The following is a 22,636-nucleotide window of genomic DNA, read 5'->3' as shown; positions in this document are numbered from 1 at the left end:
GCGGTATTACTACTATCTGACGGCTCTCTGCCTGATCAGGCTATTAACCTGATAACTCTCCTTCCTACGTTTAGGCTCTCGTTTAGGCTCTTATATGACCCTTACCCACTATCCCTATCCCTCCAGTCGTCGCGTCATTCTGGGGCAGCGATGCGCGATGGCGACGAGTCAGCCGCTAGCCACGATGGCGGGGGCGGAGATGATCTGGGCGGGGGGAAATGCGGTGGATGCGGCGCTGGCGATGGCGATCGCCCTGACGGTTGTAGAACCCACCTCCAACGGCATCGGGTCGGATGCGTTTGCGATGGTGTGGGACGGGCAACTGCACGGGCTGAATGCGTCGGGGCGGAGTCCCCAAGGGCTGGCGCGGGAAGACTTTGGCGACTTGGCGACAGTGCCACCGTGCGACTGGCGGGCGGTGACGGTGCCGGGGGCGGTGTCGGGCTGGCGATCGCTCTGGCAGCGGTGGGGCAAGCTCCCCTTCGAGCAATTGTTTGAACCCGCGATTCGATATGCGGAGCAGGGCTTTCCGGTGTCGCCAGAGACAGCGCGGGCATGGCAACGGGCAGAGCGGGTGTTTTTGCCGCTACAAGGGAAGGAGTTTGAACCGTTTAAGCGAGTGTTTTTTGCGGGCGATCGCGCTCCTAGGGCAGGCGAAATCTGGCGCAGCGAGGGCCATGCCAGAACCCTGCGGGCGATCGCCCAATCCGGCGGCGAGGCATTTTACACCGGCGAGTTGGCCCAGAACCTCACCCGCTTTGCTGCCAGCACGGGCGGATTTTTGACGCTGGCAGATCTGGAAAGTCATACCGCCGACTGGGTTGCGCCGATTTCGACGACCTACCGCGACCTGACGGTGTGGGAACTGCCGCCCAATGGCCAGGGCATCGCCGCGCTGATGGCGCTCAACATCCTGGAAGGCGTTGATTTGGGGCGCTATCCCCGCGATTCGGCTGACAGTTTCCATTGGCAAATCGAGGCCATGAAGCTGGCCTTTGCCGATGCCTATCGCTATGTCGCCGATCCGCGCAGTCTGGAATTTGACCCAGCGCGGCTGCTGGACAAAGACTACGCGGGCGATCGCCGTTCCCTGATATCCAACACCGCCCTGCCCCTGGCAAAACCCGGCATCCCCAAAGGCGGCACGGTGTTCCTCGTCGCCGCCGAACCCGACCTGATGGTGTCCTTTATCCAGTCCAACTACGAAGGCTTTGGCAGCGGCATCCTAATCCCCGATACGGGCATCGCCCTGCATAATCGCGGCGCGGGCTTCACGCTGGAACCCGGACACCCCAACGACTATGCCCCCAGCAAGCGCCCGTTTCACACGATTATCCCTGGCTTTTTGACCCGCAACGGACAGCCGCTCGGCCCCTTCGGCGTAATGGGCGCACCCATGCAGCCCCAAGGCCATGTGCAGGTGGTGGTGAACTTGACCGACTACGGCATGAACCCCCAAGCGGCGCTAGATGCTCCCCGCTGGCGGTTTCTGCGGGACAACCAAGTGCTGCTGGAACAGGCCGTGCCGCCTTCTGTGGTACGAGCGTTGGGCGATCGCCATCACGCCATCCAGCTCAGCGCCGAAGTCAGCCTGTTTGGTAAAGGGCAAATCATTCTAAAGCACGGCAGCACCCTGATTGCCGCTTCGGAACCCAGGGCAGATGGATTGGCGATCGCCCTTTAGGAAGAAGGGAGAAGAAAAAACGAAGAACGAAGAGCGAAGAGCGAAGAACGAAGAGCGAAGAGCGAAGAGCGAAGAACGAAGAACGAAGAGCGAAGAACGAAGAGCGAAGAACGAAAAGGGTTGGGGCATTTCCGTCTGTCCATCGCCTCTGCAATTCACGTTATGATGCAAGTACAAGCTTAAAGTTTTGTAAACGACTGCGCTTGGGCAGCCACTGGCGATTGTCTCAGGAGGCAACTGCACTGGAGCCAGCGCCATCGTCACGGGTTGACAGCAGTGCTAACTATTTGGCAGCTAGCCGGCCGGTCGTTGTTCAGCTTTCCTAGCCCGTACCTCCCCCACTCCTACCCTTAACGCGCCTTGACTCCAGCCATCAAGCCTTCCCAACGCCCAACCCTGCCCACCGCCTGGCACGCCTTAAATCCGCTCTGGCAAGGTGGAGAAGATGTCGTGCAAAAAGGCTTGCCCCACCACCAACTGGCTCCGGCGTGGCAAATGCTGCTGCTGGGAGACGGTTCCCCTACCCGCCACTTGCAATTGCTAACGGGCGAACCAACCGAGGTGGACGTAATTGATATGTCGCTGGTGGGCATGGATCATGACTTCGCGCCGGAGCAACTTTCCGTAGTGCCAGGGCCGCGGGTGCGGCGACAGGTGTGGCTCCGCACAGCATCAGGGCAGCGCCTCGCCTATGCGACTTCCTGGTGGAACGCTGAACATGTCGATGAATATCTGCAAAATCGTTCGCTGGGGATCTGGGTCAACCTGACGCGGCTCCGCACCGAGCTATACCGAGATGTGCAGGGAATTTACTATGGGCATTCGCCAAGTTTGGAACTGGCGTTTGGCGAAGCGGGGCCGTTTTGGGGGCGGCACTATCTCTTCTGGCATCACGGACACCCGATTACGCTGATTTACGAAGTGTTCTCGCCCTATCTCAGGCAATATCTGGGCCCGGTACGTCATATTTAACTCTGGCTCGGCGTAGCAAGGCTATCCCAATGCGTCTCCCAAGCCACCGCTTGGACTAGAAGAAGCGCGATCGCCATCAGAAGGCTGCCAAGTAAAATTTCACCCCGCAAAACGGAAGGGATTGCCAATCGAACTGTTCTCTCCGCAATGTTTCAGTTGCGGAGGGATTGCTCGTGCCGTTAGGCTTGCAGATAATCCTGGCGCTTTTAGCGAAGGTTTCTGGGTACAAAATCTGGCTACAAAATCTGGCTACAAAGAAAAATAGATCCTTAACCTTTCTGGCTCAGCGATACAAATCTGGGTGACTGAGCGCATCTTTAAATAATAGAGGGGACGGTTTTGCGTTGTATCTGCACCGTGTATGCAGCAACACCTTACAGGGGTCTCTTATCCCAGCCTTATCTGTCATGATGATGCCTGATCAGTCGCGGCGCTTACTTCCTGAGACAGGTGTTTCCTGTAGCGTAGGTGAAGGACAGAAAACTGAAAGCTTTGGTGAAATAGAACCGACCATAGAGCCGCCTACAGAGCCGACTACAAAACTGGATAAAGGGACAGAAGCGCTTCATCGCTTAGCGGCTTCGTTTGACCCACAAAGCTGGATTCTGAAAACTCGACATGAAGAGTTTGCTGCTCATTTGCGCTGTTTTCTCCAGCAGGTCTGTGAAGCGGGCGAGTGGGGGCTGGGAGTCTGCTGGTTTCCCCAAGACCCTCTAGCACAGCAGGGATGGGCGGCGAGTTGGATCAGTCCGCTGGCAGTGCAGGACGGTTCGGTAGAGCCAGATGCGCTGACTGTAGATGCGCCAGTTACAAACCTGCCAGTTACAAATCTGCCAGTCGCAGACCTGTTGGGATGTGCAGGGGTGGCGCTGCTGGAGCGGGCGCGGAACCATCGGCAGGCGGAGTGGGTTGTGGATCTGACGACGCAGCCTCCGGAGGCGCGAGAGGAATCGCCTGTGCCTGCGACGCAGCCCAATCCAGCCGTAGCTCCAAACCTGGCTCCAAACTTGGCTCCAAACATTCCTCAAAACATCGCTCTAAACGGAGTTCCAAACTGGCGATCGGCGCTGGCGGTGCCTGTGATGGAGAGCGATCGCCCGTTGGCAGTGCTGGTGTTTGCCAGTCGAGAAGCACGGGCCGAAGATTCTCAAGTCTTACAACTGATGAGGGCGATCGCTGCTCAGCTAGGTACAGCAATCCAGTTTCGCCAAACGGAAGCAACCCTGCGGCAAAATGAGTCCCGATTTCGCGCCGTTTTTGAACACGCCAACATTAGTATTGGCATGACGGCGCTGGATGGTCGCATTATTGATGTCAACGCGGCCTCGACCCAGATCTTTGGCTATAGCCGAGAAGAGTTCTACAGCCTGAACTTCAAGGACTACAGCCATCCAGAAGATTTGGAGATCGACTTGGCCCTGCTACAAGACATGATCGAAGGGCAGCGCAATCACTACCAGATTGAAAAGCGCTACATTCGCAAGGACGGGAGCATCTTTTGGGCAAACCTGACGGTCTGTGCTGTGCGCGATGAGCAAGGGGCGCTGCAATTTACCTTTGCCATTGTAGAAGACATCACCAGCCGCAAGCAGGCCGAAGATGCGCTGCGCCAGAGCGAAACTCTTAACCGCAACCTGCTGAGGGCGCTGCCAGAAATGCTGTTTATCGTTGATCGACAGGGCACTTGTCTGCATATTCAAACCGAGCAAGACGATGATTTGGTGTGTCCTTCAAGCGATCAGCTAGGTCGGCAGATTGACGAACTGTTGCCCACTGCGGTCGCGCAGTCGATGATGCGGGCGATCGCCCAGGCAGCGCAAACCGGAACCGTGCAAACCCTGGAATACAGCCTGCTGCTGCAAGGCGAGGAGCGCCATTTTGAGGCTCGCATTGCTGACTGCGGTGCAGAATCGCTTCAGAGCAGCAATCAAATCTTGGACAACCGGCTGGGCAATCTGTTTGCCTGTTCGTTAAACAGCCCGGTGGGTTGCCAAGCCGCTGACCCAATTTTCATTGTCAGCGTGCGAAATATTACCCAGCGCAAGCGCACTGAGCGGGCCCTGCGGGAACAAGAGGCGTTTCTGCGGCTGATTATCGACAATATTCCCCAGCACGTTTTCTGGAAAGACTGCAATCTCATCTATCGCGGCGGCAACCGCAACTTTGCCCAGTCCGCCGGATTCGAGCGTCCAGAAGACTTGGTGGGAAAATCTGACCATGACCTCTGGCCCGCCGACCAGGCCGAGCGCTATGTAAAGAGCGATCGCGAAGTGCTGGCAACTGGACAGGCCAAACTGCACATGGTTTGCAAAAAGGTGCTGGCCGACGGTCGCGAGATCTGGCAGGATGCCAGCAAGGTGCCCATTCGAGATGCCGACGGCAAGATTATTGGCATTCTTGGCTCCTACGATGACACCACCGAGCGCAAGCAGGCCGAAGAAGCCTTGGCCCAGCGAGAACAATACCTTGCAACGCTAGTAGACGTGCAGCAGCAGTTGCTCTTGCTGGACAATCCAGCAGAAATTTATGCCCTCGTCTCCCAGCGCTTAGGACAGATTGCTGGCACAAGTCGGGTCTACGTGTTTGAAAACAGCCGCGACTCGGACGGCAATTTGCGGATGCACTATGTGCATGAATGGTGCGCCGAGGGAATCTCTCCCAACATCGACCGACCACTGCTGCAAGGGCTGCGCTATCTTGACTATTCCACCCAGTTTGAACAGATCCTCTCCGAAGGACGACCCTACGCAGGCATTGTCGCGGAACTGTCTGCCTCGGAGCGGACCGTGCTAGAGCCGCAGGGCGTGCTGTCGCTGCTGGTGTTGCCGCTGCTGGTGAATGGCGAGTTTTTTGGGTTTATCGGCTTTTCAAACTGTGTAGAGGCGCGAACCTGGACAGCGGCAGAGGTAGATTTGCTGCGGGCGGCGGCGGCGGCCGTTTCCCTGGCCTTGGAGCGGGCCCAGGCGGCGGCGGCCCTGCGTCAGAGCGAGTCTCGCTATCGGCTGCTGACCGAACATGCAACCGACCTGATTTCTGGCCATGCGCCCGATGGCACCTATCGCTATGCTTCCCCAGCTTGCCAAGCGCTGCTGGGCTATCGTCCAGAGGATTTAGTAGGGCGATCGCTCGCGGAGCTGCTGCATCCCCAAGACCGAGAGAGTCTGCTCAAAACAGATCTTCCCCAGTCTCCGCTGGTGAGTAGCGGGCCGGTGGTCTATCGCGTCCGTCATGCTGACGGTCACTACGTCTGGTTTGAAACGCGCAGTAAAGCGCTACACGATCCGACAACGCAACAGGTTCAAGAAATCATTGCCGTTTCCCGCGACATCACCGAGCGCAAACAGTCAGAACAACTGCTGGCAGGGCAAAAGCGGGTTCTGGAAAAAATTGCGACGGGTGCTGACCTGACAGAAACGCTGAAACTACTGCTCCAGGTGATGGAATCTCAAGCGGACGGGCTGATTGGCTCAATTTTGCTGCTGGATGCAGCAGGGCAACGGATCGAAGGCGGTGTAACCAACAGCCTGCCCGATGCTTATGTTGAACAGCTTAAAGGGGCGGAAATCGGCCCCAGTGCGGGGTCTTGCGGCACGGCCATGTATCGGCGATCGCCCGTGATTACCCCTGACCTCCACCAAGACCCCCTCTGGGAAGACTATCGAGACTTTGCTCGTTCGTTTGGGCTGGTGTCCTGCTGGTCGCTGCCTATTCTCTCCTCCCAGGGCAGCGTCTTGGGCAGCATCGCGATCCACAGCGGGACACCACGTACTCCAACCGCCGCAGACTGGTCACTTCTGGAAATTGCTGCGCCGCTAGCGGGCATCGCCATCGAGCAGGCGCGGGCAGATGCGGCCCTGCAAGCCGCCGAAGCCAAATATCGGGGCATTTTTGAAAACGCGGTGGAGGGGATTTTTCAAAGCACGCCCGATGGGCAATATCTGATGGTCAACCCGATGCTGGCAAGGCTGTATGGCTACGAGTCGCCCGCCGACCTGATGGCGAATTTGACCAATATCGAGCAGCAACTCTATGTAGATCCGCAGCGTCGGGCAGAGTTTGTGCGGCTGATGCAAACGGAGGGCACGGTTCAAGGGTTCGAGTTGGAGGTCTATCGAAAGGATGGCAGTATTATCTGGATTTCGGAATCGGCGCGAGCGCTCTACGATGCGGCGGGAAACCTGATTCGGTTTGAAGGAACTGTGGAAAATATCACCCGACGCAAGCGGGCAGAACTGGAACTGCTGAACCGCGACAATCTGTTGCAGGGGGTTGCCCAGGCTGCGAACTGCCTGCTCACCCATGAGGATTTATCGACGGCCATCTCCCAAGCGATCGCCATTCTGGGCACGATGGCCCGGGTTGATCGGGTGTTTATTGCCGAAAATCATCCCCACATAGAGACGGGTGAAATGGCCATGAGCGTCCGCTATGAATGGGTTCACGAAGGCACACCCCCTTGCCTGGCCGACTGGCAAAATCAGCCCTACGCCGCCCACGGGCTAGACCGCTGGTATAAGCAGTTTCTGCTGGGCAAGTCTGTGGGGGGAATCGCGCGAGAGTTTCCCAAGTTAGAGCAGAATGTGCTAGCAGCGATTCGCGTTCTGTCTTCGCTGATGGTGCCGATTTTTATCGAAGATGAGCTTTGGGGGTATATCGGGCTAGACGACTGTCGTGCTGAGCGGCAATGGTCTGCAAGCGACGAATCGAGCCTGCGGGCGATCGCCGCCAGTTTGGGGGGCGCGATCAAGCGTCAGCGTACTGAAGAGAAAATGCGCTACCAGGCCTTTCATGACGCGCTGACGGGTCTGCCCAACCGGATGATGTTCAACCGCCATCTGTATCTCATGCTGGCCCGTTCCCGCCGTGGACAGGAGCCGTTTGCCGTCGTTTTTCTAGATCTGGATCGGTTCAAGACCATCAACGACACGCTGGGCCATGCCGTGGGCGATTGCCTGCTGGAACAAGCCACACAGCGCCTCACCTACTGCCTGCGCGAAGAAGACACCATCGCCCGCTGGGGCGGCGACGAATTTACCCTGCTGCTGCCCAATCTGAAGTCACCCCAGGATGCCAGTCGGATTGCTGAACGCATCTCGGAGAACCTGCGCCCCCCCTTCTACGTCGATAACCACGAGCTACATATCACATGCAGCATGGGCATTGCCCTGTTTCCAGAGCACGGAACCGATGCCCAAACCCTGCTGAAAAATGCCGATGCCGCGCTCTACGTGGCCAAAGGGCACGGACGCGATAATCATCAGTTCTATACGCCCGCGATTACCAGCCAGTCTACAGAGCGCCTCGCCCTCGACAGCAGCCTGCACTACGCGCTAGAACGGCAGGAATTTACCCTCCACTATCAGCCCCAAGTCAATGTCTTTACGGGCGAAATCATTCAGATGGAGGCGCTGCTGCGCTGGACTCATCCCAAACTTGGGCTAATTTCACCCCAGACCTTTATTGGTTTGGCAGAAGAAAATGGGCTGATCGTTCCCATCGGGTTTTGGGTTCTCCGCACAGCCTGTCTGCAAAACAAGCAGTGGCAGGAAGCCGGCCTCGGCCCGCTGCGGGTGGCGGTAAATCTATCGGCGCGGCAGTTTCAGCAGCCCAACTTGGTGAGTGCGATCGCCAGCATCCTGGAAGAAACGGGATTGCCGCCAACCGGTCTGGAGCTAGAGATTACCGAGACGGCTGCGATGCAGAATGTGGAGTTCACCACCACACTGCTGCACGAGCTACAGGATATGGGCGTGCGGATTGCAATGGACGACTTTGGCACAGGCTACTCGTCGCTGGGCTATCTGAAGCAATTTCCGCTCAACACGCTGAAAATTGACCGATCCTTCGTTAAAGATGTGACGGCCAACCCAGACGATGCGGCAATTGTGGCGGCGATTGTGGCCCTGGGCCAGGGGCTGAACTTGAACGTCGTCGCTGAAGGCGTGGAAACAGTAGACCAGCTTGCCAAGCTGCGATCGCTCCAGTGCGAGGAAATGCAGGGCAATCTCTTCAGTCGCCCGCTAGAGGCTGCCGCGGCAACCCAGTTTTTGCAAAAGAACCAGCCCCGCAGCAATCTTCAGCGGTTCTTTCAGTCACCCAATCGACCAAGCTAAAGGGCATTTGGTCGGCAAGGGATGCGGTAGAATAGCAAGCTCAAGACGGCTAGAGAATTTTACTTGCAGCCCAGCGATTCTCTCGTGTCGGCTCCGGTCACAGGGTTCACGCCTGATGCCGTTTTGCAGAGCTGTAGCACCTGCTCTCGATCCAGCATGGCGAAGCTAAAGTCTGCCCCGTCAACCTTTGCGCCCTTGAAGTTGCTTTTCAGCAGCATGGCAGAAGTCAGCACGGCATTGCTCAGGTCGGCTCCTGCAAAATTGCTGAGGTAAGCAATGCCATCGGTCATGTCTACACCTTGCAAATTGGCCCCCGTAAGCGTGGAGCCATTGAACACTGCCCCGCGCAGGTCAGCACCGCTGAAGTCTGCTCCAGCCAGCTGAGCATTGGCAAATTCGGCTTGAATCAACTGTTGCCCTGCAAAGTTTTTGGTGGTGGCTTCTACGTCGTCGTAGGCGCGGATGGCAGCAGAACTGGCGGCGATCGCCCCCTGCGACAGCCCCATCAGCCCCACCCACAGCCCAAATACCAGACCCAGCAACGCTCGAAGTAAACGCATGGTCGTCTTAGAAATTTACGCTCCCAACGTTAATAAACGTAACATTCTGCCGCCATGTTTTGGCAGCCCCCTTCAACAGCCCACTTCAACAGCTCGCTGCAACAGCACAATCTGACCGCACAATTGGACAGCATGGCAGGCACAGCAAGTTCGACGGCACAAGTTCAACGGCGCAAGTTTGATGGCGCAAGTTCGGCAGAGCAAGCACGGTTCAACCGCCAACTTAGACCGTGACTTGCCAGACTAAAACTGCCGCAAAAAGCGCAGATCGCTCTTATACAGGTCGCGGATGTCGGTCATCTGGTGCAGCACCATCGCAAACCGCTCCACCCCGAAGCCGGCCGCAAAGCCCGTGTAAATTTCCGGATCATAACCAACCGCCTTTAGCACGTTGGGATCGACCATGCCGCAGCCCAGCACCTCGAGCCAGCGTCCCCGCCAGCGCACATCGACCTCCGCCGATGGCTCTGTGAAGGGGAAGAAACTGGGGCGAAAGCGCACCTCAATCTCGCCGAACATTTCTTCCAGAAAAGTCTTGATCGTACCGCGTAGGTCGGTGAAGGTCAGTCCCTCATCCACCGCTAGAATTTCAATCTGGTGAAACACCGCTGAATGGGTCGCATCCACTGTATCCCGCCGATAGACCCGCCCCGGAGCGGCCACGCGGATCGGCGGTTCGTTCGCCTCCATATAGCGAATCTGCACCGAAGACGTATGGGTTCGCAGCAGGTTGCCATCCGGCAGATAGAACGTGTCTTGCATGTCCCGCGCTGGGTGGTCGGCGGGCGTGTTCAAGGCCTCAAAGTTATAGTAGTCGGTTTCCATTTCGGGGCCCTGGGCTACGGTATAGCCCAGACCCACAAAAATATCGAGCGCCCGGTCGATAGTACTGGTCAGGGGATGGTTGCGCCCCTGGGGACGGAACGTTCCGGGCATAGTCACGTCCAGCGTTTCAGCGGCCAGTTGGGCTTCGATCTGGGCCGCTTGCAGTGCCGCCTTTTTCTGATCCAGCCCCGTCTGCACGACTTCCTTGACCTCGTTGGCCAGGGCCCCAATGCGGGGACGCTCTTCAGCGCTCAGCCGCCCCATGCCGCCCAGCACTTGCGACAGACTGCCCTTTTTGCCCAAATACTTGATCCGGAGTTGTTCTAAATCTTCGAGGGAAGCAGCAGCGGCGATCGCCCCTTCGGCTTCTTGCTGCAACGTCGTCAACTGAGTTTCTAGCTCTACCAACTGGGTGGTCATACAGGTTGTCTGGCGGATTATCTGGCGGGTTGTCTGGAAAAGATATTTAACAAAGGATCGGGGAAAAGTCGTCTGAAACAATCCAGAAGAACAATCTCTTCGCGAGAGTCTTCAAGAGCCTTACTCAGCACGACGCTAAATCCCTCTTACCCTAGTTTACCGATAGTTTACCGAGCTTCATCCCTTACAATTGCTCTCCACGATAGCAGCATGGCAGAAGCATGGCGAAAGCGGAGAATAGCAGAGGAAGAATAGTAATGGATAAGCCAGCCAATCGCTTTCATAATTCTGAATGGGTCTACCCTCAATCAAACCACTATGCACCTCTTAATCAGCAACGATGACGGAATTTTTTCTTTAGGAATTCGCACCCTGGCAAACACCCTTGCCCAAGCAGGGCATCAAATCAGCGTCGTCTGCCCCGACCGAGAGCGGTCGGCCACTGGGCATGGGCTAACCCTCCACAAACCGATTCGGGCAGAGCAGGTTGAAGGCGTTTTCCAGCCCAGCGTCACGGCCTGGGCCTGTTCGGGCACCCCGTCTGACTGCGTAAAGCTGGCGCTGGGAGCGCTACTCAACAATCCCCCCGACATGGTGCTGTCGGGCATCAACCACGGCTCCAATCTGGGTACAGATGTGCTGTATTCGGGGACGGTTTCGGCGGCGATGGAAGGTGTTATTGAAGGTGTGACTGGCATTGCCTTCAGCCTCACCAGCTTCTCCTCAAAAGATTTTCAGCCTGCTGCCAACTTTGCCCAGCGGCTCGTTGCTTACCTGACTGCCAACCCGCTGCCTCAGCCGATGCTGCTGAATGTCAATGTGCCCGCTGTGCCTGTTGAAAAAATTGCGGGCGTAGCTATAACTCGACAGGGACTCCGGCGCTACATTGACCAGTTTGAGAAGCGAATTGACCCCAGGGGCAAAACCTACTATTGGCTGGCAGGCGAGTTGTTGGAAGACGTGCCGCAGCCAGACCTAGAGCTAGTGGTCACATCGCAAACTCGGTTCGGCAAAGCCACTCGGCTCGGCGAAGCCAGCGGAACATGGCTAAATCAAATGATGACCGATGTCCAGGCTATTCGCCAGCATTACATCACTATTACGCCGCTGCAATATAACCTCTCTTGTGCCCACGGCTTACACCATCTCCGGGAGTGGACATTATCGGTTGAATAAGGAGTCAAGCTTAGTCTGTAGACCAAACTGGTAGGTATGGGGTCAAATCCAGGATGGAGTGAAGTCGCAGCGTTTCTGACACGAGTAGGGTATGCAGGTAGTCATGAACCCCTTTTCTCTTGGGGACAGGGCCTACCTTACCCCGCAGGGAACTGCGATCGATAATCGGTCAGTTTAAGAACAGCATCTGTTTCTTGACAAATTTCAATCAAATTTCAAGAGGTTGTGGAATCTGAATTTTTTCTATGAATTGCGGATGTCAGCTTCGGCTGAATGAATCATGATGAACGAACCGGTCGCAAATTTCAGCCAGCAATGGCAGAATCCTGATGCTGTGCTGAGGTTGGAAGTTTTTTGTGAATTTGGTCTTGTGAATTTGGAGTAAACAAAATTTTTTGTGAAATTTAGAGCAATGTCATGATAAAGAGGGAACTCTAGGATGAAGGATGCAGCCAGACGGTCTTTCCCCTTTACAATAGGGCATAGGTTGGTGAATGGTGTGTTGAGCCTAGCTCTACCTCCTGATGGCTCAAGGTAAAAGAAGAGTTATGGCGCAAACAGGGTGAGTTGTTTTTTGAGACTTTGGCGCAGGTAGCACAGGAGTATTGCTGGATATTTGCCAGATATTGCCGAGACTGCCGATACTACTGATGCTAATACTACTGATATTGTTGGAACCTGCATTCTCAAAATGCCGAACAACTAGAAACTACCAACTCTCAAGAGCCGAAGCATTCATAGGTGATAGCGCACGCAACGAGAAGGTCTTGTGTAGCAAGGCCGATGTCAGTCCAGTAAGAACCACAAATGTCTAGCGTGAAAAACCAGTTTACGATCCATTTCTGGGGTGTGAGGGGCAGTATTGCCTGTCCCGGCGCAGAGACGGTGCGCTATGGGGGGAATACTTCCTGCGTGGAAATGCGCGTCGCTGGAGAGCGGCTGATCTTTGATGGCGGCACGGGGCTGCGGGTGCTGGGGCAGTCTTTGCTGCGAGAGATGCCGCTGCGGATCAATATGTTCTTTACCCATTCCCACTGGGATCATATCCAGGGCTTTCCATTTTTTGTGCCAGCCTTTGTCAAGGGCAACAAATTCAATATTTATGGGGCGATCGCCCCCAACGGCTCCACCATCGAGCAGCGGCTTAATGACCAGATGCTGCATCCCAACTTCCCCGTGCCGCTGCAAATCATGGGGGCGGATATGAACTTCTGCGATCTAGAGATTGGAGAGTCGGTGCAGGTGGGGGACGTGCTGGTAGAAAACGCCCTGCTGAACCATCCGGGCGAGTCGGTGGGCTATCGCGTTAACTGGGGCGATCGCGCGGTTGCCTATATCACTGACACCGAGCATTTTCCCGATCGGCTGGATGAAAACGTTCTCTGGCTCTGTCGCAACGCGGATGTCATGATCTACGATGCCACCTACACCGACGAAGAATATTACTCCGAAAAATCTAGCAAGGTTGGCTGGGGACACTCGACCTGGCAGGAAGCGGTGAAGGTTGCGAAGGCAGCGAACGTGAAGAAAGTCGTAATTTTCCACCACGACCCGCTGCACAGCGACGAGTTTATGGATCGAATCCAGGAAGACACCCGCAAGCATTTTCCCAACAGCATCGTTGCCTACGAAGGGCTAGAAATTGACGTGCTGGCGGAAGCAGCAGCATCCGCAGAATCAGCAGACGCGACTGACGGCAAGCCTGCTGCTTCGCAAGCCAGCATTTCTGCCTGAGTCCGGGATTAGCTCCAGCCTTTGGCAGCAGATACAATCCAGGTTCCACCTCGCTCAACCGCTCTATGTCAGAATGTAAAGCGTGTGGATTACTTCCTGCTTAGAGACGGTAAAAACCCCGACAGTCGTTGCCCTGGGAAACTTTGACGGCGTTCACCCAGGACATCAAACTGTGATTGAACCTGTTTGGCTGGCCGCGCAGCAGTTTCGGGCAACTTGCGCTGCGGGTTCTAGCGCGATCGCCCCTGTGCCCACTGTCGTAACGTTCCACCCCCACCCCCGCGAGTTTTTTACGGGCAAGCGTCGCGATCTGCTGACTCCGCTGGCAGAGAAGGTGGCGCAACTCAAGCAGCTTGGTGTGGAGCAACTGGTGCGGTTGCCGTTTGACCATGCCCTGTCGTGTCTGTCGCCCGAGGCATTTGTCGAGCAGATTTTGGTGCGATCGCTGGTGGCGCAGGAAATTAGCGTGGGCGAGAATTTTTGCTTTGGGCACAAGCGGGCGGGCACGGCGGAAGATTTGCGGGCGATCGCCGCTCGATACGACATTCCCGTTCACATCGTGCCCATGTATACGCTGGACGGCGAGCGAGTCAGCAGTTCCACCATCCGCGACTATTTGCAGCAAGGACTTGTGCGGCCCGCTGCGCGGCTGCTGGGGCGACCCTACATGCTCGTCGGCGAAGTGGTGAAGGGGCAGCAGTTGGGGCGATCGCTCGGCTTTCCCACTGCAAATCTGCGTCTGCCCGAAGAAAAGTTTTTGCCCCGGCTGGGTGTGTATGCGGTTCGAGTTTGGGTTCAGAATGAGGCTTTTCCCAACGCCCTAGTCTTCCCCTCCGCAGACTCAGTAAGGCAGCCGCAACCCGGCGTGATGAACCTGGGCTATCGTCCAACGGTAGACGGTAGCCAGTGCCAGGTAGAAGTTCACCTGCTGGACTGGGCAGGCGATCTGTACGGCAAAACGCTGGTGGTCGGCCTAGAGGCATTTCTCCGCGCTGAGCAAAAGTTTGATTCCCTCGACGCGCTGAAGGCGCAAATTCAGCAAGACTGCGACCAAGCGCGATCGCTCCTCACCACGTCCCCATGACCTCCCAAATCCTTTCCGACTGTTCCGCTCTGCGGCTGCTGTTTCTTTCCACCCCAGTTGCACCGCTGGGCACAGGGCTAGGTGGCGGCGTGGAATTGACGCTGTACAACCTGGCGATGGAGATGACCCGGCGGGGCCACCGGGTGCAAATCGTCGCGCCGCAGGGTTCCCAACTGTCAGAGTTGGGTGATGCTGCATCAATGGCGATCGCCCAGATTCCTGGCAAGCTGCAAACCAGTGCCCAAACCCAGCACTACACCGATCCGATTACCTTGCCGCCAGAGTCTGTGCTGGGCAATATGTGGGACTATGCCCGTCAGGTGCAGTATGACTTCGATTTGCTGGTGAACTTTGCCTACGACTGGCTGCCGCTGTACCTCACGCCTTTTTTTCAGCGTCCCGTGGCGCATCTGATCAGCATGGGATCGCTGTCGGCGGCGATGGATGCTGCCATTCAGCAAGTTGCCCGCACGTTTCCGGGCACGCTTGCTGCCCACAGCCACGCCCAGGTGGATACTTTTCCAGATGCGGGCGGATTCCGCGTGCTGGGCAACGGCCTGGATCTGTCGCGCTACGAGTTTTGTGCCGAGCCAGAGAATCGACTGGGCTGGGTGGGGCGACTGGCTCCCGAAAAGGGACTGGAAGATGCGATCGCCCTCGCCGCACAAACCCAAATTCCGCTCTCCGTGTGGGGGGCAATGCCCGATCCCACCTACTGGCAGCAAATCCAGCAGCGCTATCCTGATGCGCCGGTCGAGTACCGGGGATTTCTTTCAACCGAAGAATTGCAGCAAGACTTGGGCCGCTGTCGGGCACTGGTCATGACTCCCAAATGGGTCGAGGCGTTTGGCAATGTGGCTGTGGAAGCGCTCGCCTGCGGCGTACCCGTCATTGCCTACCGTCGGGGCGGCCCGTCGGAGATTGTCACCAATGGAGAAACGGGCTGGCTGGTGGAGCCGGATCAGGTTGCTGAACTGGTGGCGGCTGTGGGCAAGCTGGGGCAAATCGATCGGGCGGCCTGTCGTCGCCGCGCCGAAGCCCACTACTCGATGCAGGCGATGGGCGATCGCACGGAGCAGTGGTTCCGTGACCTGCTTCAAAAGCGTTCCCCTAGCGCGATCGCCCAGACATTTGGTTAAAATTAGTTAAAAATATGAGCTTAGGACTTACGCAGTTGGACGATTTCTCGCGGGCTGCGCCCGCGAGAAATCGTCCAAAACCCAAAAAGTTTAATCGCAAGTGCGTAAGTCCTAGAGCTATACGAACCAAAAATTAGGGGCTGCTCCAAAACCGGAGGATTTACAGTGCCAGGGCAATCACCCGATGCAACCCATTCCACGCCACCATCCGCCAGCTACTACACTGTTTTGGGACTGCGCCATACGGCATCGGTGCAAGAGATTCGTCGCGCCTATCGAGACTTGAGCAAGCTCTACCACCCAGATACGACGGAACTGCCGCCCGACGTGGCTACGGCCAAGTTTCACGCTCTCAACGAGGCCTACGCCACGCTGAGCAGCCCAGAGCGCCGCGCCGCCTATGACTTGAAAAACGGCTATTCCCGCGTTTCGGTCATCCAGACCCCAGCAAATTTCAACCGTCCCGTTTCCGAAGCCCGCCGCTATCGATCAAGCGCTTATCTTGATCCGAGCGATCGCCCCCTGTCTGCGGGTGAGCTATTTGCCCTGTTCATCCTAGGAGTTACCTTTGTCGCCTGCCTGCTGCTGGTGCTGGCGGTGGGCGTTTCGCGAGGCGAGTTTACCATCGCCAGCCTCAAGTCTGAGCGCCTAGTCGAAATTATTCACCAGGCCACAGCCCACCCTGCGGTCTCTCCCCCCGAAGTCTCTCATGATGAGCCAGTGGACTTTGACCCGGAAGCCACGAGTGATGCCGTGATAGATTGACGCAGGCATTTCTCTCGCCTTTTTATCCCCTTTGTCCCTTTCGTTTCTCATCCCCCACACCTCACACCCCCTTATGTCCCTCCCCCCTGCCGATACGCCGCTCTACAATCATCCGCTGCCCGAAATTGAGCAGTGGCTCATTTCCCAGGGTTGCCAGCAAGATCGCGACAATTTACATTGCTGGTATGTACAAAAGCCTCAGTGGGAAGCAGAAATTGTGATGGATGTAGACTCCATTGCCGTTCGCTACATTGGTGCAGGCGAAAACGGACAGGATCTGATGCGATCGTTCAAATACTCTTTGAGCCGTCGAGATCTGGATGAGGCAATTTTTGTTGGGCCGTGATGCGTTTGGCGGTGATGCATTAGGCTGTGATGCAGGCAGGATGCCGAAGGCGACGCAAACGGAAACGCGACGGACTTCTGCAAACCCATCGCGGTAATTGGCGCTCTAGTTAATCAGCGATCTAATTAATCAGTTAATCAGCGCTCTAAGCGGCGCAAGGCGAAAACTTTAGTCTGCTGGTGCAACAGCTGGCTTAGTTTGGGGCGATCGCGCATCGCCGCTCCCGGACTTTTTCCAGCAGTTCAGCGGGCGGATTTTTCAGCGCATCGGGCGAATCTGGGTGAAACCGTCCCAGCAACAGGTAGCTGACCAGGGCGGGATATTCTCGCAGCGCCAAGAGCGATCGCCGTGCAGACGGAATGGGCGCAGTTTCAGCATAGGGAATGACCGAGAAGCCATAGCCCTCAAAGGTCAACGTTGCTCGCTTCAGATGAGCCGGATCGGTGATCAAGATAATCGTCTCTACGCCTTGGGGCCCCAAAATGGTCGCCGTTGACTCGGCTTCGTCCTTGGTAGTGCGGGCACACCGGGTCGCTGCTAGAACAGACAACGGAATGTTTTGTTGCTCAAGCAGTTCCGCGATCTGCTCCATGTTGTGCTCCATTGTTACAAAGATCCGGGGCGATCGCCCTTGCTTGTAGAGTTCCACAGCTGTCTCATAGCGTCGTCCTTCATCTCGGTGGTTGCGCGTCAACACCACAATGGCATCGGCAGTTTGCCCCGAATCCGATGGCAGGGCAGTCACCAGTGGATAGGTGAGCGCAGCAGCACCCAGCGGCGAAACCATCAGCCAATACAGCACCAACGCGCCCATCAGCAGGCGCTTTAGAGATTTTCGCTGCCGAATCCAGTTTTTTGAACCGGGCATGAGTTTGGGAACAACCCACAGCAACGCCAGCAAGAAGACGAATAAGAGCGTGACTTTCGCTGGATTGGTGAGTAAATCCACCAGTTCCCAGTTCAGATTTGTCCAAAATCGTCCAAGGATTCCGCGCAGGTTTGACATGGTTCACTCCAGAAAATTACGGCATGGCAGATCAAAACAAATTGCCCCGACGCTGACTCGGCGGGCGTTTGGTTGGCGATTTGTCTGTGAACGAGTGCGCGATGGAAGCCAGTAGGACAGGTGAACTCAGCAAACGATCTAAAAACTAAAAACTATTAACAATCTATTACAGAAGCTTATGATGCGGGTGCTTATGAAGAAAGACGACCAAAACGGCGATCGCGCTGTTGATAGTCCACCAGCGCCCGGTGAAACTCTGCCCGGTCAAAGTCGGGCCACAGCGTATCGGTAATATAAATCTCGGCGTAGGCCATCTGCCACAGCAAGAAGTTACTGATTCGCATTTCGCCGCTGGTGCGGATCAGCAGATCAGGATCGACCGTCCCCTGTGTATATAAATGCTGAGAAAACAGCGCCTCGTCAATGTCTTCGGAGTGCAGTTTGCCCTGCTCGACCTGAGTGGCGATCGCTCGACAAGCCTGCACAATCTCCTGCCGCCCGCCATAGTTCGTTGCCACAGAAAACTGAATGCCTTGATTTTGGCTGGTTTCTGCCATCGACCGCTCAATCTCAGCCCGCAGCGACGCAGGCAGCCTCGACAGATCTCCCACAAACCGAATCCGCACCTGTTCTTCCATCATTTCGCGGAGTTCCTGGCGCAGCACCCGCTCAAACAAAGTCATTAAAAAGTCCACCTCTTCCAGTGGACGACCCCAGTTTTCTGTCGAAAAGGCATACGCCGTCAAGGCTTCGATGCCCCAATCTCGGCAGCAGCGCAGCAGTTCCTTGAGGGTATCAACACCTCGGCGATGACCCATGATGCGCGGCAAGCCCCGCTGTTTGGCCCAGCGACCGTTGCCGTCCATAATCACAGCAACGTGTTTGGGCAGTCGCTCCTGCTGCAAATCTGCGGGCAGGTCTCTAAGAACGGTTGGCTTTGCTGTCATTTTTTCTCCGAGAAGCCGACTTGGAAATGCGAAAGGGAGGGGGCAAAAAGAGCTTGAGTCGATCGATAAACTGGCGGCCCAAACTCCGCAACTGGGGGGCAACGGGTTCACGTTCGACCGACTGAGAAAAGCGGGCAATGAGCAGTTCTCGCAGTTTGCTGCTCGTCAGGGGACGGTTCAAAATGCCGCCTTCTGCCAGAGAAATTGAACCCGTTTCTTCCGATACCACTATACAGAGGCATTGCTCTACTCGCTCAGTAATTCCCATTGCTGCCCGGTGGCGGGTGCCCAGTTGCCGAGAGGCGCTGCGCTCTGACAGGGGCAAAATTACGCCTGCTGCGGCCAGCCGCGACCCGCGAATCAGTACGGCTCCATCGTGGAGCAGCGTTGAGGTTTGAAAAATAGTTTGCAAGAGTTCCTTTGAAACTTCGGCGTTGAGTTTGACCCCAGGAACCGAAAAATCGCGCTCGTCGATGGGGCGGTTGGTTTCCAAGATCAGCAGTGCGCCCGTGCGATTTTGGGACAGTTCTTTGACTGCATCGACGATTTCATCAATCACGCTGTCAGATTTGGGTATTGCCTCAGTCGCAGGTTTCAGCAGTTGCCAGATTTCGCCGCGCCCAAGCTGCTCCAGCAGTCGCCGAAACTCTGCTTGCAGCATAAAGGCCATCGCCACCGCAGACCCGATGACTAGCTTCTCTAGCACAAAGCTGAGCAGTTGCAGGCTCAAGGCTTTGCTGAGCGCCGAAGCCAGCATCAGCACGATTAGCCCGCGCACCATCCACAGCGTGCGGCGATCGCCAATAATCACTAGTACCATGTAGGTCAGCATTAGTACCAACACGACATCAATCCCATGCAGCAGCAAGGACTGAGTCCAGCCAGGGTTTGTCAGCCATTGCTTCAGCAAAGATCCCATCAGTTAATTGGTGCTAGGCATAATGCCCCGTGTAAATTGCAACTATGGCAGGCGCGATCGCACCTGAAAGTAGATTTTAAGAATAGGGTTAGGGACAGATGTTTCCCGAAATCCGTGGCAAACCGTCCAAAAACGTCCCTTCGCCACAAGAGATGTCGAGAAAACCTCAGACCAGGCGACACGTCTTGCCCATCCGTTTAAAAAGCTGTGTTATGGAGGACAGAACGCACCCCCCAATTGTAAGAGCGGGAGGCAAGAAGAACCAGTGAGTGACCGATGGGATCGGAAAACCAAGGGGGTTGCCCTTTCCCTGATACACGTCCCTGACGGATGACTCCGGAGATCAGACCCGAAAGCAAGCCGGGAAAATCTTGCGGCGCACAAGCGAGATAACGACTGGAAGGGGAGGGGCGATCGCCCTTCGCGCTGCTCTCGCCAAGACCAGTCTTGTCTTCACCACCCCGGGTCATCAAGTTTAGGTTTCTGGGATTTAGACGATCTTCGCGGGCACAGCCCACGAAAAATCGTCTAACTGCATCAGTCCTAAAGTTGCCATTGCACAACTTAACTTCTCTTCCCCAATAGCCCTCAGCCCTCGCGCCGCACCAGACGCTCTGGCAGCCGATCCTGGCGGATCAAATCTTCTACCGTTTCGCGCTGCAAGATCAGGCTAGCATCGCCCTGGTTGACTAGCACCGCCGCCGGACGGGGCAATCGGTTGTAGTTGGAGGCCATGCTGTAGTTATATGCGCCCGTACCCATCACCACCAGCACGTCCCCAGGCTCAGTGGGCGGCAGTTTTGCGTCTTTAATCACGATATCGCCCGACTCGCAGTGCTTTCCGGCGATCGCCACTGATTCTGTCATCGGAGCCGACAGCTTGTTGGCCACCACCGCGCGATAGACCGACTGATAGGTAATCGGGCGGGGATTGTCGGACATGCCGCCATCGACCGTAACGTAGGTGCGGATGCCAGGAACCGTCTTCTGTCCACCCACGCGATAGGCCGTAACGCAGGCTGACCCAATGAGCGATCGCCCGGGTTCCGCAATCAGCCGGGGCAGCGCCACGCCCTGCTGCTGGCAGGCGCGAATAATGCCCTCGCAAATCACCTTCACCCACTCCTCAATGCTGGGCGGATCGTCCGACTCGGTATAGCGGATGCCCAGTCCACCGCCAATATCCAGTTCACTAATCGGCAGCCCATACTGCGCCGCTTTGCTTAGCCATTGCACCATAACGCTGGTCAAATCCTGATGGGCCTGTAGCTCAAAAATTTGCGACCCAATATGCGCGTGTAGTCCAACACACAGCAGCGCAGGCTGCTGGCTAACGTAGGCAAACACTTCGTCCAACTGCTCAGGATCGAAGCCAAACTTGCTGTCCAAATGTCCGGTGCGGATGTATTCGTGGGTGTGGCACTCGATGCCGGGGGTCAGGCGCAGCAGAATGCGAATCGGCTGGCCGCCAGCAGTTTCCGAAGTTTCCGAATCGGCCGCCAGAGACACCAGGGTTTTCAACTCCTGCCAATTGTCCACGACAATCGTGCAGCCCGCGCTGACGGCCAGCGACAACTCCTCAACCGACTTATTGTTGCCATGCAGGTAAATCTTGCTGGGCGATACGCCTGCTTTTAGCGCAGTGTAGAGTTCCCCGCCAGAGACGACATCCAGCCCCAACCCTTCGCTATCTACCACTGCACATACAGCCAGACAGTTCCAGGCTTTGGAGGCGTAGATCACCAGCGACTCGCCCGGATAGTATTGACGAAAGGCTTCTCGATATTGACGACAGGCTGTTCGCAGCGTTTCTTCATCTAATATGTACAGCGGCGAACCAAATCTCTCCACCAGCGTTGTCACGTCACAGCCGCCGATTTCCAGATGATCCTGTGCGTTGACGCGGGCAGTCAGCGGCATTAGAACTTGATTCGGTGAAGCAGTCGCAGGGTCTAACGTAGGCAAGTATTGACGACCAGAGTTGTCTAGAGCAGGTGCAGGAGTCGAAACCATCGGGCGGAACTGTCCTTGTCTTTACAGGAGGGTTTGCAAAGGAATGCTAGAAGGAATGCCAATTTTTCTAGTTTACAATTGGCACCTACCCTTCTTGGAGGGATTGAAGATGGATTTTCTGGATCACAGATAGGCATGGACACGCTATATCTGTCGCTGTTGACACGAGATCAAGTTGATGCCGCCGTGGCGCTAGATCGGCAGTGTTTGGGTGGCCTGTGGACGGAAGACGGTTATTTGAGAGAAATTGACAGCCCGAATAGCACGCTGCTGGCGCTGACCACTGTGGCAGGAGATGGGGAAACCTCGCTCGTTGGGCTGGGCTGTCTGTGGATGATTCTGGACGAGGCGCACATCACGACTCTGGCAGTGCATCCGGCACAGCAGGGGCGGGGGCTGGGGCAACTGCTGCTGACGGCGTTGATGCAGGCAGCGTGGCAACATCAGATGCACTGGGCAACGCTGGAAGTGCGGGCATCAAACAGAGCGGCGATCGCCCTCTATCAAAAATTTGGCTTCACGGATGTCGGCCTGCGGCCCCGCTACTACCAAAACCCCGAAGAGGACGCGCTGATTCTCTGGCGCAGGGGGCTGCAAGAGCCAGACTTCTCAGACACGCTGCGGCAGTGGTGGGGCTGGGTGGGCGATCGCCATCGTCAGCATGGGTGGCACCTGATCCCCGCCCAATCCCCTACCCAAAAAGAAGCAGGCGATCTGGGATTTTCTGCCATCCCTCTTGACATAGGTATCTTTTCCTAGCAAGATCCCCTTCGGAGCGACAAGCGTGCGATCGCATTCTTCGCTTGCATTCTTTGATGCGCTCGTTTCGGGATCAGGGTCTTGGTTGGGGTCGGTTGTCTCCGTTGAGCAGCCGGGTGGATTCACTTACCCTATGCTAGAATCAGCAGTACCGGCACGCAGCAGGTGATAGAG

General features: G+C 56.3%; 16 protein-coding genes. 10 read left to right on the top strand and 6 right to left on the bottom strand.

Going from position 1 to position 22,636, the window contains the following annotated elements; genetic code table 11:
• Positions 1-94 precede the first annotated feature (94 nt).
• The 3 genes from IGS16_RS11095 (at position 95) to IGS16_RS11085 (ending at position 8,769) form a co-directional block, all read left to right on the top strand.
• Entirely contained in the window at positions 95-1,684 is a 1,590-nt protein-coding gene (locus tag IGS16_RS11095) for a gamma-glutamyltransferase family protein (protein WP_297085419.1), read from the top strand.
• A gap of 360 nt (positions 1,685-2,044) precedes the next feature.
• Positions 2,045-2,656: a chorismate lyase gene (locus IGS16_RS11090; protein ID WP_297085417.1), complete on the top strand. Its 612-nt coding sequence runs from the start codon at positions 2,045-2,047 to the stop codon at positions 2,654-2,656.
• Between the two features lie 410 nt (positions 2,657-3,066).
• On the top strand, positions 3,067-8,769 hold the full coding sequence (locus tag IGS16_RS11085) for a PAS domain S-box protein (protein WP_297085415.1): 5,703 nt from the start codon (positions 3,067-3,069) through the stop codon (positions 8,767-8,769).
• 59 nt (positions 8,770-8,828) lie between these two features.
• Here IGS16_RS11085 and IGS16_RS11080 read toward each other — a convergent pair whose 3' ends face one another.
• Positions 8,829-9,329: a pentapeptide repeat-containing protein gene (locus IGS16_RS11080; RefSeq protein WP_297085414.1), complete on the bottom strand. Its 501-nt coding sequence runs from the start codon at positions 9,327-9,329 to the stop codon at positions 8,829-8,831.
• Between the two features lie 243 nt (positions 9,330-9,572).
• Positions 9,573-10,574, bottom strand: coding sequence for a phenylalanine--tRNA ligase subunit alpha (gene pheS / locus IGS16_RS11075; protein WP_172355415.1), 1,002 nt, complete (start codon positions 10,572-10,574; stop codon positions 9,573-9,575).
• A gap of 318 nt (positions 10,575-10,892) precedes the next feature.
• Between pheS and surE the strand changes: the two genes are divergently transcribed.
• From surE to IGS16_RS11045, 6 genes are all read left to right on the top strand, one after another.
• Positions 10,893-11,750, top strand: coding sequence for a 5'/3'-nucleotidase SurE (gene surE, locus IGS16_RS11070; protein ID WP_297085413.1), 858 nt, complete (start codon positions 10,893-10,895; stop codon positions 11,748-11,750).
• 807 nt (positions 11,751-12,557) lie between these two features.
• Positions 12,558-13,484 carry an MBL fold metallo-hydrolase gene (locus tag IGS16_RS11065; RefSeq protein ID WP_297085411.1) on the top strand — a complete coding sequence of 309 codons (927 nt, stop codon included), beginning with the start codon at positions 12,558-12,560 and terminating at the stop codon, positions 13,482-13,484.
• 82 nt (positions 13,485-13,566) lie between these two features.
• A complete protein-coding gene (locus tag IGS16_RS11060) occupies positions 13,567-14,568 on the top strand; it encodes a bifunctional riboflavin kinase/FAD synthetase (protein ID WP_297085409.1) in 1,002 nt (333 codons plus the stop codon).
• Positions 14,565-15,707: a glycosyltransferase family 4 protein gene (locus tag IGS16_RS11055; RefSeq protein WP_297085407.1), complete on the top strand. Its 1,143-nt coding sequence runs from the start codon at positions 14,565-14,567 to the stop codon at positions 15,705-15,707. The genes IGS16_RS11060 and IGS16_RS11055 overlap by 4 nt, the downstream gene beginning before the upstream one ends.
• 165 nt (positions 15,708-15,872) lie before the next feature.
• On the top strand, positions 15,873-16,472 hold the full coding sequence (locus tag IGS16_RS11050) for a J domain-containing protein (RefSeq protein WP_297085405.1): 600 nt from the start codon (positions 15,873-15,875) through the stop codon (positions 16,470-16,472).
• A 73-nt stretch (positions 16,473-16,545) separates the two neighbouring features.
• Positions 16,546-16,818: a DUF3143 domain-containing protein gene (locus IGS16_RS11045; RefSeq protein WP_068508055.1), complete on the top strand. Its 273-nt coding sequence runs from the start codon at positions 16,546-16,548 to the stop codon at positions 16,816-16,818.
• A gap of 193 nt (positions 16,819-17,011) precedes the next feature.
• Here the strand turns inward: IGS16_RS11045 and IGS16_RS11040 are convergent, their stop codons facing one another.
• The 4 genes from IGS16_RS11040 to lysA all read right to left on the bottom strand — a co-directional run bounded on the left by IGS16_RS11040 (position 17,012) and on the right by lysA (position 21,703).
• On the bottom strand, positions 17,012-17,824 hold the full coding sequence (locus tag IGS16_RS11040; protein WP_297085403.1) for a YdcF family protein: 813 nt from the start codon (positions 17,822-17,824) through the stop codon (positions 17,012-17,014).
• Between the two features lie 191 nt (positions 17,825-18,015).
• A complete protein-coding gene (locus tag IGS16_RS11035; RefSeq protein WP_297085402.1) occupies positions 18,016-18,771 on the bottom strand; it encodes an isoprenyl transferase in 756 nt (251 codons plus the stop codon).
• Positions 18,746-19,690, bottom strand: a complete 945-nt coding sequence (cdaA, locus tag IGS16_RS11030; RefSeq protein ID WP_068508049.1) for a diadenylate cyclase CdaA — start codon at positions 19,688-19,690, stop codon at positions 18,746-18,748. The genes IGS16_RS11035 and cdaA overlap by 26 nt, the downstream gene beginning before the upstream one ends.
• Before the next feature lie 588 nt (positions 19,691-20,278).
• Entirely contained in the window at positions 20,279-21,703 is a 1,425-nt protein-coding gene (gene lysA, locus IGS16_RS11025) for a diaminopimelate decarboxylase (protein WP_297085401.1), read from the bottom strand.
• Positions 21,704-21,838: 135 nt separating this feature from the next.
• Here lysA and rimI point away from each other — a divergent pair, with 135 nt between their 5' ends.
• Positions 21,839-22,462, top strand: coding sequence for a ribosomal protein S18-alanine N-acetyltransferase (gene rimI / locus IGS16_RS11020; protein WP_297085400.1), 624 nt, complete (start codon positions 21,839-21,841; stop codon positions 22,460-22,462).
• Positions 22,463-22,636: the final 174 nt, after the last annotated feature.

It is taken from the genome of Thermoleptolyngbya sp. C42_A2020_037, assembly GCF_015272455.1.
Lineage (GTDB): Bacteria > Cyanobacteriota > Cyanobacteriia > Elainellales > Elainellaceae > Thermoleptolyngbya.
Note: the sequence above shows the minus strand (reverse complement) of the source record. Positions and strands in the feature narration are given on the sequence as shown.